General features: G+C 45.2%; 13 protein-coding genes. 4 read left to right on the top strand and 9 right to left on the bottom strand.

The window, feature by feature from the left end; all coding sequences use genetic code 11:
- Nucleotides 1–59: 59 nt before the first annotated feature.
- On the top strand, nt 60–1256 hold the full coding sequence (locus MHM99_RS00365; RefSeq protein WP_014951106.1) for an OmpA family protein: 1197 nt from the start codon (nt 60–62) through the stop codon (nt 1254–1256).
- 126 nt (nt 1257–1382) lie between these two features.
- On the opposite strand, the gene dnaB is transcribed toward MHM99_RS00365, so the two are convergent.
- The 5 genes from dnaB to MHM99_RS00390 all read right to left on the bottom strand — a co-directional run bounded on the left by dnaB (nt 1383) and on the right by MHM99_RS00390 (nt 5734).
- Nucleotides 1383–2768, bottom strand: coding sequence for a replicative DNA helicase (gene dnaB, locus MHM99_RS00370; protein WP_014951107.1), 1386 nt, complete (start codon nt 2766–2768; stop codon nt 1383–1385).
- A 115-nt stretch (nt 2769–2883) separates the two neighbouring features.
- Nucleotides 2884–3354, bottom strand: a complete 471-nt coding sequence (locus MHM99_RS00375; RefSeq protein ID WP_239217694.1) for a hypothetical protein — start codon at nt 3352–3354, stop codon at nt 2884–2886.
- Between the two features lie 254 nt (nt 3355–3608).
- Entirely contained in the window at nt 3609–4610 is a 1002-nt protein-coding gene (locus MHM99_RS00380; protein ID WP_014977658.1) for a DUF4097 family beta strand repeat-containing protein, read from the bottom strand.
- Nucleotides 4611–4623: 13 nt separating this feature from the next.
- A complete protein-coding gene (locus MHM99_RS00385; RefSeq protein WP_239217696.1) occupies nt 4624–5166 on the bottom strand; it encodes a hypothetical protein in 543 nt (180 codons plus the stop codon).
- Nucleotides 5159–5734 carry an RNA polymerase sigma factor gene (locus MHM99_RS00390; RefSeq protein WP_039233618.1) on the bottom strand — a complete coding sequence of 192 codons (576 nt, stop codon included), beginning with the start codon at nt 5732–5734 and terminating at the stop codon, nt 5159–5161. Before MHM99_RS00390 ends, MHM99_RS00385 begins: the two co-directional genes overlap by 8 nt.
- Before the next feature lie 117 nt (nt 5735–5851).
- On the opposite strand from MHM99_RS00390, the gene MHM99_RS00395 reads away from it, so the two are divergent.
- Nucleotides 5852–6502 (top strand): MOSC domain-containing protein, encoded by a 651-nt coding sequence (locus MHM99_RS00395; RefSeq protein ID WP_049585691.1) that lies wholly within the window; start codon nt 5852–5854, stop codon nt 6500–6502.
- A gap of 21 nt (nt 6503–6523) precedes the next feature.
- Here the strand turns inward: MHM99_RS00395 and MHM99_RS00400 are convergent, their stop codons facing one another.
- Nucleotides 6524–7636: an MBL fold metallo-hydrolase gene (locus tag MHM99_RS00400; RefSeq protein ID WP_239217698.1), complete on the bottom strand. Its 1113-nt coding sequence runs from the start codon at nt 7634–7636 to the stop codon at nt 6524–6526.
- A gap of 289 nt (nt 7637–7925) precedes the next feature.
- Here MHM99_RS00400 and MHM99_RS00405 point away from each other — a divergent pair, with 289 nt between their 5' ends.
- Entirely contained in the window at nt 7926–8615 is a 690-nt protein-coding gene (locus MHM99_RS00405; RefSeq protein ID WP_014977663.1) for a response regulator transcription factor, read from the top strand.
- Entirely contained in the window at nt 8612–10042 is a 1431-nt protein-coding gene (locus MHM99_RS00410) for a sensor histidine kinase (RefSeq protein WP_049585686.1), read from the top strand. Before MHM99_RS00405 ends, MHM99_RS00410 begins: the two co-directional genes overlap by 4 nt.
- Here the strand turns inward: MHM99_RS00410 and MHM99_RS00415 are convergent.
- The 3 genes from MHM99_RS00415 to MHM99_RS00425 form a co-directional block, all read right to left on the bottom strand.
- Entirely contained in the window at nt 10020–11150 is a 1131-nt protein-coding gene (locus MHM99_RS00415; protein ID WP_049585684.1) for a PepSY-associated TM helix domain-containing protein, read from the bottom strand. The two genes, MHM99_RS00410 and MHM99_RS00415, sit on opposite strands and share 23 nt — an antisense overlap.
- 13 nt (nt 11151–11163) lie before the next feature.
- On the bottom strand, nt 11164–13209 hold the full coding sequence (locus tag MHM99_RS00420) for a TonB-dependent receptor (protein ID WP_049585681.1): 2046 nt from the start codon (nt 13207–13209) through the stop codon (nt 11164–11166).
- A 96-nt stretch (nt 13210–13305) separates the two neighbouring features.
- A complete protein-coding gene (locus MHM99_RS00425) occupies nt 13306–14394 on the bottom strand; it encodes an efflux RND transporter periplasmic adaptor subunit (RefSeq protein ID WP_049585679.1) in 1089 nt (362 codons plus the stop codon).
- Between the last annotated feature and the right edge of the window lie 7 nt (nt 14395–14401).

The raw sequence follows: 14401 nt of genomic DNA on the forward strand, positions 1-14401 counted from the left end.
AAGCACAACACAAAATTATCAAAAATCGATAATCACTCAACGTTAAACAGGATGTGACTATGAAACAACACTTTAAAATGGCAGCGCTATCTCTTGCTGTAATTTCTTCGACTAATGCATTTGCACAAGACTCTTCTGAGCCAGAGTACAAAAACTGGTTTGGTTTGTCTGGCATGTATTACAACACTGACGACTCACGTCCGTTAGATCTAACTGACGGCGGCCTTTACGACGATGGTCGTGGCGTAGCTTTTGAATACGGTTTCCGTTTTACTCAAAGCTGGGCAGCACGTGTTGAATTTACAGCCCTAGACCTTGATTATGCAGGCGGCGGTGATGAAAGCGGTGAAATGGTTGGTGTTGACGCACTATACTTCATGCCAAATGATGCATGGTTCGTTTTTGGTGGTGTTAAGCGTCAAGCAGTAGGCGAATCAACTACCCTTGGTAACATCGGTATCGGTAAACACTGGGACATCCACGAAGATGTTAAACTTGTTACTGAAATCGCCGCTTATCACGACTTCGGTGAAGATTACAATGACTACAGTGTTAAAGTTGGTATCGCGATCCCATTTGGTAAAGGCACTCCTGCCGCACCTAAAGACAGCGACAACGATGGCGTTGTAGATAGCAAAGACCAGTGCCCAATGACACCAGCAGGTGTTCGTGTTGACGCAAATGGTTGTAGCATCGATGATGATAACGATGGCGTTCTAAACAACGTTGACCAGTGTCCTAACACTCCAGCTGGCACTAAAGTAGATGCAACTGGCTGTGCAATTAAAGATTCGGACAACGACGGCGTTGTAGACAGCAAAGATATGTGCCCTGATACACCAGCTGGCGTAAAAGTTGATGCAAAAGGTTGTACAGTATTTGACGAAGAGACAGTAGAAATCACACTACGCGTTCTATTCGACAACGAAAGTGCTGTAGTTAAAATGCCAAAAGATCCAGAAATCTCTGAATTTGCTGAGTTTATGAAGCAGTATCCTTCAACAACTGCGGTAATTGAAGGTCACACTTCTGCACCAGGTAGTGAAGCTTACAACATGGACCTTTCTAAGCGTCGTGCTGCGAACTTCAAAGAAGTAATGGTAGACATGTACGGTATCGAAGGTTCTCGTTTAGAGACTATCGGTTACGGCGAAACTCAGCTTCTAGACAATGGTAAGAATGCTGAAGCACACCGTGTTAACCGTCGCATTTCAGTGACAGTTAAAGACACAGTGAAAGTAGCTGAAGAAAAGTAATTCATTGTATATGAATTGAAAAAGGCGCCTTACGGCGCCTTTTTTGTGTCTGAAATACTTTAACTTGTTAACCCTTAAAATGAAGACCGTGGCCGCGGTCGAAGCCTTTAGTCGCCATAAGAGGGGCTAATATTCGTCGGCTATGGCAGGGCCTGCATAGTTGTCAAATCGTGAGAACTGACCTTGGAACGTAAGTCGACAGGTACCAATTGGGCCGTTACGCTGTTTACCAATGATAATCTCTGCAATTCCCTTATACTCACTGTTTTCGTGATAAACCTCATCACGATAAATAAACATAATAAGGTCGGCATCCTGCTCGATTGAGCCAGACTCACGAAGGTCAGAGTTTACAGGACGTTTATCGGCGCGTTGTTCTAGCGTACGGTTAAGCTGTGAAAGGGCAACTACCGGCACTTCAAGCTCTTTAGCCAATGCTTTCAATGAGCGAGAGATCTCTGCAATTTCCAATGTTCGGTTATCGCTAAGAGAAGGTACGCGCATCAACTGAAGATAATCCACCATGATTAGACTGATTCCACCGCGTTCGCGAGCGAGTTTTCTTGCGCGACTTCGCACGTCCATTGGTGTAAGGCCTGATGAATCATCAACAAACAAACAATCTTTGTCTTTGAGCATAGCCATGGTGTTGGAGATACGTGCCCAATCTTCATCATCCAGCTGCGCAGTACGAATTTTGGTTTGGTCAACGCGGCTTAATGACGCCAACATACGCATCATGATTTGTTCTGAGGGCATCTCAAGACTGAAAACAAGTACAGGTTTGTCTTCTGCCATCATGGCGTTTTCAATCAAGTTCATGGCGAAAGTAGTCTTACCCATCGATGGACGAGCCGCCACGATAATAAGGTCAGAGGGCTGCATACCACTGGTCATTTTGTCTAGGTCGGTAAAGCCGGTAGTAACACCGGTAACGTCTTTATTGGTTTTCACCAATTCTTCTAGACGGTCAATGGTCTTCCCTAAGATAGACTCGACATCGCGAGGACCTTCGTTTTCACCAGTTCTTCGCTCGGCAATTTCAAATACTTTACTTTCGGCCAGGTCAAGAATGTCTGCACTGTCACGGCCTTCGGGGTTGTACCCAACTTCCGCTATTTCATGCGCCACGCCAATAAGCTCTCGGGTTATCGCGCGCTCACTGATAATTTGCGCATAAGACACAACGTTCGCAGAACTTGGCGTGTTTTTGGCAAGTTCACCTAAGTAGGCAAAACCGCCGGCATCTTCCAGTTCATCATGCTTTTCCAGCTCTTCTGATACTGTTATAAGATCTATTGGCTGGCTACTGTTTAGTAGTCGAGTGATAGCACGAAAGATAATTTGGTGTGAGCGATTGTAGAAATCGTTATCGGTAACAAGCTCCGCGACTTTGTCCCAGCTTTCAGGGTCAATAAGCATGCTGCCCAAAACAGATTGCTCAGCCTCAATGCTATGAGGTGGAACCTTCAATTTTTCAACATTCTTATCGTTTTTAGACGCAGACGCCACGAGTGAAACCTATTCCAATGCACAAAAGTCAGTTGGATATTATGCGCTTTTAACGTCCATCACTCAACAAAGGAAGTCGTCATTTTGTTGCGAAAGCGCAAAAAGACAACATCGTTTAAAGCGTTTTCTCCAGCTTTAAAAACGTACCATCAACCAAGGTGTAGGCGCTGCCACCTTCCTGAAAAATGAGTGTAGAACCCATGATTGCTGAATTATCAAGGCACGACAAACTTACTTCAGTAATCTTGTCGTCGCTAAAGCCAAGCGATGATGGAGAGGCTTTAAAAGCAGCATAAAAATCTTGATTACTGATACTTTTCGTTGAATACACCGGTGACTCACAAAATGCCTGATCGAGTTTAGCCGAGTCTGAAGCATAGGTTACCGAGCGACCCAAGAACTTTTCTGACTCTATTGATGAGTGAGCTGAAACACCTACATTATAGGCCTTGGTCACCACCCAAGTACCTTCGTAATAAGCGGGTTCCTGAACAGCACAGCCTAGCGTAAATGCGCATATTCCAAACGCACCAATAATTAGACTATGAAATCGCCAAAACCTTTTGACGTGTCCAACAATACTCAATGTAACCTCCAATCAAAAAATAACAAACCATGTGATGATGTGGGTGAAGCGTGCAGGTCCGCTAACTTGTAACTAAGAGCCATTAAAACGCACTTTTGTTACTTACAAACGCTCAGCTACACATTTTTAGCGACCAAACAAAAAAAGCTGCGATCACTCGCAGCTTTTCATTAATCACCACATGTCTGATTAATAAATGTGGACTAAATTCATTTTTTCAACCTAAAGTTTCAATTGTGTTGCCTATAGCTTATTCACTTTTGGTCTATTTCAATTCGCCCGTGTACCGTAGAGATGTCTACATTTGCAGCCCCACCGTTGTGGATAAAGCGTAGCCAGCTACCTGGGCCATACTTAGGCTTTTGCGACTTTTCATCACTGATATTGTTTACAATGTTGCCGCCAGCGTGCGTCTCAATATCAAATTGTGCCGATACGCCATCTTGAAAGACAAATTCCATCGCACCGCCTACAGAATTCGCTTTTACGCTACCGTTCTTATTAAGACCTAAACTTGCGTAAGTCCTTCCATTAACCGTATTGATTTGCAGTACGTCCACCGCTTGAAGAGACACATCGATTCGACCGTTGACGGTTTCTACTGATACGTCTGGGCTATCGGAAGTGATGTCGAGCTTGCCATTAACTGACGCAAAGCTCACTGGCGTGTTTCCTGAGTGTGACGCTTCAATTTCGCCATTCACTGTTTCCGCCTCTAAACGGCCTCTCACATTCTCAAGCACGATATCGCCATTAACCGACTCAACTTCAACCCGCTCACCTATGTTTTTAAGGGTTACGTCGCCGTTTACCACCTCAACATCTACTGCTTTTGTTATACCTTCTGCAATAAGATCAGCATTGACTGCGGTATAGTGAAGGTCGCTTGCTGAAGGTATATAGATAACAAGGTCGTCGCCATCTTTACCTTTATTAAACCAGCTCTTTGAGTGGCGCTCGACTTCAACGTGTATAACCACGACATCTCCACGTCTTTCAAAGATAAACTCTTCAGTTTGATCGCCCAGTTCACCGGTGACACGAACCTGAGACTTATCCCAAACTCGGATGTCTGCTTTTCCGTTGATGTGTTCAATGTCCACTTTCGGCGAAGACGATGTGTCGATGGTCTTATCTACTTTTTCTCCTGCAAACGCCGCAGTAGCGATACTTAGCAGCGCAGTAGTAAGTAATACCTTGGCCCCCAAAGGTGCCATGAACGTGTGCAAAAATGTGCTTTTCGTATTTATATTCATCTTTAAACCCTTATTAAATTTGCTGCCACTTTGGCGCGTGCACTCGCTCAATTAAGGCAATCTGCTGTTGATATACGTGATGCAGCATTTTGATTAATGCTGAGTTGTCTGGATCGTCCTTTAATGCCGCTTTAATAACATCTGCAGCATCGTCCAATTCTTTCAATTGCTCTTGCCAATCTTCCGTTAGCGCCGTTGTACTTTCATAACTAGCAAGAAGACTATTCACTTGTTGTTGCTGCTGCATACTCATTGCGTCAATCAAGGCATAGCCATCGCTTCGACTTTCATCAGCTTTAAACGCAAAAGGAGCCGCAAACCACAATACAGTAACTAAACAAACGCTTGCGGCTATCGCCATCCACTGTTTTGATGTAACCGTAGATGATGAAGCGTCGTCTTGTGAAGCGTCGTCTTGTGAAGCGTCGTCTTGTGAAGCGTCGCCTTGCTGCGATGTTATGCCGAGTTCAATACCTCGCCACAAATCTCGTTCTGGCTGCTTCTCTTTTGATATCTCAGAAATGTGCTGAGCAAGCTTGTCGTCAAAATTACTCATCATCGACTCCCATAAAATCTTTCAATAATTGCTTAGCACGGAAAAATTGTGCTTTGCTTGAGCCCACTGCCATGTTCAACATGCTGGCAATGTCTTCATGCCTGTAACCTTCAATTGCATGGAGGACAAAAACCATTCTGGCTCGCTCGGGTAAGCGAATAACTAATGCTTCTAAATCCACATCGGTGCTGTTTTCTTCAGCCGGCATCTCGTTAATGCCGCTGTTTTCCAAATTAAACATCCGCTGCACCCAACCTTTCTGCTTGCGCATATAAGAGATGGTAATGTTTGCCGTAACGCTGTGTAACCACGTGGAAAATTGGCTTTGTCCATCAAAATTAGCAAGCTTTTTCCATAGCTGAATAAAGACTTCTTGCGAAGCATCTTCTGCCATTCCCTTTTCACCTGTAAGCCGGTAACAAAGCGCGTAGACTCGCCCAATATGTTCATCGTAAAGGGACCGAAATGCCTGCTTATCGCCCTTTTTCGCTTTAGATATCAGCTCATTTTCGCTTTTATTACCAAACACCACATTGGCGTGTACAACACGTTGTTGTGTGTGTTCCATTCTTTTCTCTTTGTTATTTATGGTGCTGATTAGCATTAGCACTTGTTAGTGTTATAAGGTTAGTCGTACCCTATAGTAGAAAGGTTTAAATGCACAAAAATATTTTTTGGAGATGCCATGTCTACCTCATTTTCTGTTAACGCTCTGTTTGCTGGAAAACCTCAGCCGCTAGGCCCTCGTGGGGCACCAAGCAGTATTGTTAAAGCCCCCGTCGACGCGTTAACGGTGCATATGGACAGAACCGATGAAGACGAACAGGCCAACAAACGGCTTCACGGTGGACCGGAGAAAGTGCTGCATCAGTTCAACCCGACCAACTATCTGACATTAAGAAAGCATTTTCCTGAAGGCGACTTTTCGCTGGGCAGCATTGGCGAAAACATCAGTGTAGAGGGCATGGACGATGCTACCGTTTATATCGGCGATATATGGAAGTTCGGCGAGGTAGAACTGCAAGTAAGCGCACCCCGTGCCCCTTGCAATAAAATCTCGCAACGCTTCGAAGTGCCCAATTTAGATAGATTTGTCGGAGAACGAGGTATCACTGGCTGGTATTACCGGGTTATTAAAACCGGAACCATCAGTGTTGGCGACGAAGTAACACTACTGCACCGTGAGGACGATACCGTTAATGTTCACACCCTAATGCAATGCGCCCATACCAAAGCAGACAAAGCCCTGGCCCAAAAGCTAGCGAATCTTGAGGCGCTTGATGACGAATGGCGCGGAAAATGCCAAAAAATTGCGGATAAGATTGCGGATAAATAAGCCATTTATCCGTAGCTTAAATTAAAAAGACGCCTGTTCACCTTCATTCAAAATAACCCAAGGCATTGCAGGGTTTAGCTGCTTCTTCATTTTCATAAGACGAAATAGCGCAGAATGTGACGTCTTGTCACCCATCATCCAGCTGGCATTTCCATAGCCCCAAGGCACTACGGCTTTACAGCCTAGGTCTTGGGCCGCAACAATGGCATCTTCTGGCGTAGTATGTACCTTGCGATACCATTTAGGTGAGGTTTCGCTGAAATAAGACGCTATAGGTAACAGGCAAACATCTATTTCACCAAAGCGCGCTTTAATATCCTTGAAGTGCGGTGAATATCCCGTATCCCCCGCAAAGAACAATGTTTTGCCTTCACTCTCAAATACCCAACCACCCCACAGTGTCGCATTGTCGTCCTCGTACAAATAAGGCACCCAAATTCGGTTACTGAAATGATGGGCAGGCACGAAGTGAATAGAGGTTTTGCCTACGTTTTTGCTGGTATACCAAGCCATTTCTTTTATGGTATAGCCTCTATTAGGGAAGTGCTCTGCGAAACCTAACGGAACAAGATATTCGGGCTTTGTGCCTAATTCGGCAATATCGGCTTTATTGAAATGATCATAGTGAATATGGGAATAAACCACAGCATCGGTTTGTGCGAGTTTGTCTTCACCTACCTCAGCGGGTTCGTTGCGGCTGAACCCCTCCGCCAATCGAAAAGCCCAATTGACGGGCCAATCAAACTGCCCAAACACAGGGTCAATAAGTATTTGCTCACCACTTGCGGTGTTAAGTAAAAAACTTGCGTGCCCTAACCAGGTGACATTAAAGCCGGTGTGCGAGTTCACTGTCGGGTTGTTGCCAACGAACTGACAATTTTGCATGTCACTTTCACATTCAATATCGGCAGACGCTGGGTAGCAATCATTAGTGCACGTGACGGGGTATGCTTTAAAACCGTCGTAAATATTGCTGAATCTGTCCTCATACCCAGGCTCATTGGCGTGCTTGATTACAGCATTTTCACCTTCTATCTGAGTAACATGATTAGAGCTGGCGCAACCAGTAACGACACTTCCTGCTACTACTAGCGACGCCGACAACGTCGTTAACTTCTTTAAACTCATTACCATTTTTAAGATCGTGTCCTTGTAGCTCCAACCTAGGAGGCAAAGCGCTTAGTTGACTGCTGCGTCTATGCTTTATTTACTCAATTGTGCAGACATCAAGAGCACCGCAGTTTAGCGCAAGCACTAAGATAGCTGTTAACCGTTATTGTAAAGCGAGAAACCATCAGCACCACAGTAAATTTGTAACAATATAAAAGCGCGCGTTAGCGGCCGCATTTATCGTCACAAACCGATTAGTTGCAAATGATAACTATTATTAATAGTATGTTTAAAATTCTTTCCTGAAGCCATTATGCGTAAAACCCGAATACTCATTGTTGAAGATGACGCGACGTTAAGTGAACAAATCACACAGCTGTTGCAGTCTCGAGGATTTGACACTCGCCACGAAAGTGACGGTAATGCTGGATTACAAGCTGTGCTGGAGGAGAACTTTGACCTTGTGTTACTCGACATACGCCTTCCCTCTTTAAACGGCTTGTCGCTGTTAAACCAATTAAGGCAAATAAAGCAAACACCGGTGATGATGATCACCGCGTCAGGTGCCGAGCAAGAAAGGATTGAAGGCTACCGTAAGGGCGCAGATGACTACTTACCCAAGCCCTTCAATTTTACTGAAATGATGCTTCGCATCGACGCACTGTTGCGACGCAGCAAAACACTAAACGACTCAGGCACGCAAAAGTCGGAAATCATTGTTGATGTGCTTTATTTAAATCGCATTCAGCAAGTTACCAAATACCACTCAAGACTACTCGAATTCACGCCAATACAATTTAAGCTTCTTTGGATGTTAGTAGATAACAAAGGGGAAACGTTGAGCAAAGCATTTCTTTATCACAGCGTGCTTAACAAACCCTTTTCGAGGTACGACCGAAGCTTAGATATGCATTTGTCTAGAGTACGCAAAAAGCTCGTTGAGACTGGCATGCCCCCTGAACGCCTTGCCACTGTCCACGGCCAAGGATATCGCTTTTCGTGAAAAATAAACTGCTATGGCGACTGTGCGCATTTATTGCCGTTGGTACTGTTCTGTTATTTTGGGCCATCGCGTGGCTTACCAATCATACCGAGACCAGCATGAGTTTTATCGATAAAGCTCATCAAGAAACCCTTTATTCCTATGGTCAAGAAGCGGAGAAAATCTACCTGGAGGATGGAGAACAAGCGTTAGCTGCTTTTTTGCAAGAAGTGAAGACAAAGGAAGACACGTGGCTTGCCGTAGTTAACTCCCAAATGACCACATTCGCTGACACCCAAATGTTAGATGAGTTTGTTGACCGATTTCAAATAGGCCGCAGCCCCGAATGGAAAATACATTTGTACTTTTCTGAAAACCCTGTGATGGAAGTCCCCTTCGTCGATGACAATACGCACTTTTTAATTCAACTTCCACAGCGTATGCGCCCAGGTTCGTTATTGCTCGCCACACGCTTAACGCTTCAAATTGCATTACCTCTAGTGATATTAAGTCTGTTGAGTTTTATGCTGTATCGACACCTAATGACGCCACTAAAGCAATTAGAAAATGCCACAAAAGATTTCGCAAATGGCAATTTAGAAGCCCGTGCAATGGCTGCAATGCCCAAGCGAAATGACGAACTTACTGGGCTTGCCCAAACGTTCGACAAGATGGCCCAAAGAACCAGCAGTCTCATTTATAATCAAAGAAGTTTGCTTGCTGATCTCTCTCACGAGCTTCGCACGCCTCTTGCCCGCATTGATATGGCAATAGACTTTGTAGAGCAAGACATTAATCGTGAACAAGCACTTTCACGCCTGCGTTATGAAGCGAGCACGATGAGAGAGCTTGTTGAAGATACCCTAACCTTTGCATGGCTAAATACAGAATCGCCACAATTGAACAGCGATGACTTTGACTTGGTAGAACTTATCAATGTTATTTGTGAAGATGCGCGGTTTGAATACCCTGATAGAACCTTGCATGTCGACACACCTGAATGCGCGAATATTGAAAAGAGCAGCCAGCTTGCTTTGGGGCAGGCGTTAGAAAATATTATTCGTAATGCTTTGCGTCATACCCCTGAGCAAAGCAAAGTGAGTTTAACGCTGACCAGCGATAATAATAACTATGTTATCACGGTTACAGACGAAGGCACCGGCGTCCCTGAATCAATGCTAGACGCCATATTCGAACCTTTTTTCAGGGTAGACAAGGCACGGGCAGCCAAAAACTACGTACATGCCGCAAAGCGCTCTGGCTTTGGTCTAGGGCTTGCACTGGCGAAACGTCAAATTGCCGCTGTGGGCGGCGACATTTCGGCGATAAATCGCGCTGCACTAATCAAAGGCAACGCATTACATAGAGACGCTAGTGCTACAAAGCAAACAGGGCTAGTCGTTACCATTACCCTGCCTAAGTCTTTTAATGCTGCTTTCGCAAATTGAGAAGTCTCTGCACACCAAGTAGTGTGCCAGTATAAACTAAGATACAGCAAAGCAAGCTTACCAGCCCTGCGATGGTCTGCCCTATAAAGCCAAAGTATTCTCCCGTGTGCAAAAAGCGGGAAGTACCCCAAGCCTGACTCCCTTTGGGCCAATCGGTTTTGTAAAGTGTCCTAGTGATGTCACCGGTTCCCGTGTCGAAATACAGTGAATACGCTAACTCTTGCCTGTGCCCTATACTTTTATCGATATAAAACCGTGCAACACCCTCACTTTTGCCAATTTCCATCCACATGGAATACCAATCCTGATAGCCATTTTCATTGGCGTGTTGCTGAGCTTTGGTAAATAGCGTGTCGTAACTGACAACGTCGGCGTCTAGCGTCTCAGGCATAGCTTTCTTTTCGCGAGTAGGGACTTGTTCACCGTACATTCCATACAATGCTTTGTTTGCCCACTCAAAATAAAACAGGGTAGCCGTTAGTCCAATCACAACTAAAAAAGGCAGTGACCACATACCAAAAACAAAATGCCAATGTCGGCGACGGTGCTGTTTATTAGTGTACTTTTGTCGTAACCACATTTGCTGCTTTAAGGATTTTTTCGATATGTGTTTGGGCAACCATATGATGACTCCCGATAACAGCAAAAAAATAAAAATAAGATTGCTATAAGCCGTTATGGTTTTGCCAATTAATTGGTAATCCCCTTCCATTAAAAGATATCGATGCAGGTCAGTTATGACATGAAATGCTTCTTCAACGACCCCTTCTCCTTCTCTTAATATATCTCCGGTATAGGGGTGAATAAGATAGCTGTGTTCGCCGGCCCATGCGGGAATTGCCGCTCCCTCGCTATTGACCCATCGAACAAAAATATGCGCTTCGTTAGGATGCTTTTCACGAAGTATTGCTACAACCCGCTCAGTCGAGATTACCGACTTTTCGATATCAATCGTTTGTGCATAAGCCATTTCACTTAGCTCTTTGAACTGGCGCTCGTAAGTGAGTAATACACCGGTAAAAGCCATAATGAAAACGACAATGCTGGCCAATAAGCCAGCAAAGAGGTGGGCCCAAAAGACCCACCTTTTAAACGTGGAAAAGTTCATCTAAAGGCGTTGCTTAGAAATCGTAAGTCACAGACAAACGAATATCTCGTCCAGCTTCTTGCGGACCAATAACGCTTGGGAATACTTCGCTGTAGTCACCCACACTTGAATGGTCGATATACGCTTCATCAAACAAGTTCGTTACCGCCAGATTTAAGCGAAGGTCGTTTGTGACTTCCCACTCGCCATAAATATCCACTAGGGTATAGTCTGCTTTGTTAAGTGAATAAAGCGAGTCGGTCCAACCGTTTTCCAAGGCCTGATGTAGTGTATCTATGTTGATGTCGTCAACCATAGTGATGTTAAAGCCAACGCTAATGTCTGCAGTAACGGTGTAATCTGCACCAAGTACCCACGTATCACCGCGACTATTACCTAAGCCAACAAACTCGTATCCGTTAATATCGATGCTGTTATAGGGTACGCTGTACAGATCTTCACGAGGCATCAATTCAACATCTACGCTTGAAAACCCAAAGTACACGTCAACAGAGTCCCAGCGATACGCAAGGTTAAACTCTACGCCAGATGATTCTAGGTCGCCGATATTATTAAATACCGAGTTGCCTTGATAACCGCTAAATAGCACATCATCAATAGTAGATTCATAGGCGCTAAGGCGCGCATTAAGGTTATTCGCGCTGTATTCGATTGACGCTTCAATATTAGTGACAGTTTCAGGCACCACGTCACTGGCAACAACGGGAACGTCCTCACCATCATATAAGTATTCGTCAAGCGTGAAACCATCACCAATTTGCTTACCGCGCGCCGCTTCTGCGTAACCAAGACCAAGGGTCCAAGCTTCGGTAAGCTGATACTCAAGACCGACGTTAAAGCTAAGTTCATTGTCGTCTAGTCCAGATGGCTCATCGGTAACGGGTGTGCCGTAATAGTCATCGATCAAGATTTGTTGCTGAAAATCAAAGTCGTCATAACGAACACCGTAGCTCAACAGCAACTCTGGTGTGATATTGCTATGAGCTTGCGCGTAAATACCCATTACGCTGCCTTCTTCTGCGTTCTGCACAGGACCTACGCCAGGGCCACTTTCTACCTCATCTTTACGATAGTCGATACCGTAGGTGAATACGTGGTTTGAAATGTCGGTGGTGTTTCTAATATCAAAACCATAGGTATCGATATCAGACAAGAAATCGAAACGGCCGCCGCGGAACGATGATGAAGTTTGGTATGCCGTGGCTTCTAAGAAAACCAATGCGCTGTGGTCAAAGCGGTAGTTCGCTACGTAGGTATCACGCTCTGCTTCACTAGGATAAAGTGGAGCACCTTCTAGTACTACCCAGTTAGGTCTTGCCGAAAACTCACCCTCTTCATCGCGCTGCTCTGCACTTATTGAAAGGTATTGATTATCCGCAATGTAACCACTGGCTTTAAGGAACATGAGATCTTGATCTGCGGCAGTACCCAGCACTTCGTTGCCGTCGCCGTCTTCAAAGTTATCTCTGTCAACCGTGCTGTAATAACCTAGCAAGCCCCATGAATCACTTAGCTTTCCATAAAGGCTGCCGCTATATCGGGTGCCTTCGTTTGAGAAATAACTCGCTTTTACTCGACCACCAAATTGTTCGTCGCCTCTCAATAAGTCTTGCGCATCTTTGGTTTTAAAGCGGATTGAACCACCAATGGCACCTGGGCCACTGGTTGCTTCACCTGCACCAGCCTGCACATCGATTTGCTTCAAAAGATCGGGATCTAGCGTTACGCGGCCAATGTGGTGAAATAGGGTTGAGGTTTGTTGCGCGCCATCTACGGTTACATTCAGGTAGGCATCTTCTAGTCCACGGATAAAGATTTTCTGTGCTACACCTACTGAACCGCCAACGCTGACCGACGGAGACTCTCTAAAAACGTCAGCTAAATCGTTTGCCTGAAACTGCTCAATATCCTCGGCAGTAATGCTCAAGTTAGTTGCTGCGCCTACCACAGCAACTCGCTCTATAGACTTGGTTTCTTCATTCTGGCTTTCTAGGGATTGCGCAAATACTACCGGACTGGATAGCGTGCACACTGCACTGGCTAAAACTAACTTTTTCAAGGATGTCTCCATTTGATAATCAACAATTACAAATAAGAAACATTCTCATTAACTTTAGTCTAAATGGATAGCACTTTTACATTTGTTACAATTCTCTCAGTTCTTCGCTGTCAAAGACTCACGCTCATTGTTGTAACGTACTTTCTGGCCTGCACGCAGACGTTCAGCTCCTCTCACCACAACCGAGCGCTTCGGGTTCACATCGCCAAACACTTCAATTCTATCGCCCATCCCCACCCCGGTTGTCACCTTAACTTGCTCCGCTTCATTATTTTCATTGAGCTGATAGATAAAGGTGCCCGACTTTCTTAGTACCAGTGCATCGCGGGGTATGGTGACACCATCATGAGTATCGCTGCTAGGCAGCGCCACGCGCACTGCACTACCTATAGGAAAGTCACCGGGGTTGATGGCAATTCGTAGCTCCATCATGCGCGATGTACTGTTGCCTACCGGTACAATGGCACGAATAGATTCTTCTACTTGGTTCACGTTATTGTGAACGCTTACGCTCATGCCGTTAGCAATATAGGGTAATACGTTGAGCGGTGCACGCACCTGAACTTCAACGCTATCAGGGTTTACCACGCGAAGCAGGGTTTGCCCTACCCCAGTGTATTCGCCCGGCGACTGTAGCCTTTCAACCACCAAAGCCGTAAAGGGAGCACGAATACTGCTTTGTGCTATCTGATATTCGGTGAATTCTAAATCCAATTTGGCTTGCGCTAACTCCTGCTTAGCATTCTCTAAGTCAGCTTGAACTTCCTCTAACTCACCTCTGGACGTGTTTTGACTTGCTTGAAGGTTTTTGTACCTCGCTAGACGTTTGGTAAACAGTTCAACCTGCGACTGCCATCTGGCAATATTTGAGGCATTTTGATTGCGGGTAATGCTTAAGCGAGTATCGTCGACTTTAACTAAAGGCTCCCCTGCTTTAACCACATCACCTACCTCTGCCATCCAAGTGATGCGACCGTCTACCTCAGAGGCAAGGTTTGCATCGATAACGCTTAGTACCGTTCCAGGAACCCAGGTTAGTTGTGAAATCGCTTGCTCTCTGGCTTCATCTATTTGAACCAGCACCGGCGGTGGTTGCTTGCTATCCTGCGCGTGTGCGCTCAACGATACACTGCTTGCAAATAAGGCAAACACACTAAGGGCGAGAGTAGATGTCATTGCTTTCATGGTTGTC

Origin of the sequence: Alteromonas sp. MmMcT2-2 (assembly GCF_022348305.1) — a bacterium.
In the GTDB taxonomy this organism is placed as follows: Bacteria; Pseudomonadota; Gammaproteobacteria; order Enterobacterales; family Alteromonadaceae; genus Alteromonas; species Alteromonas macleodii.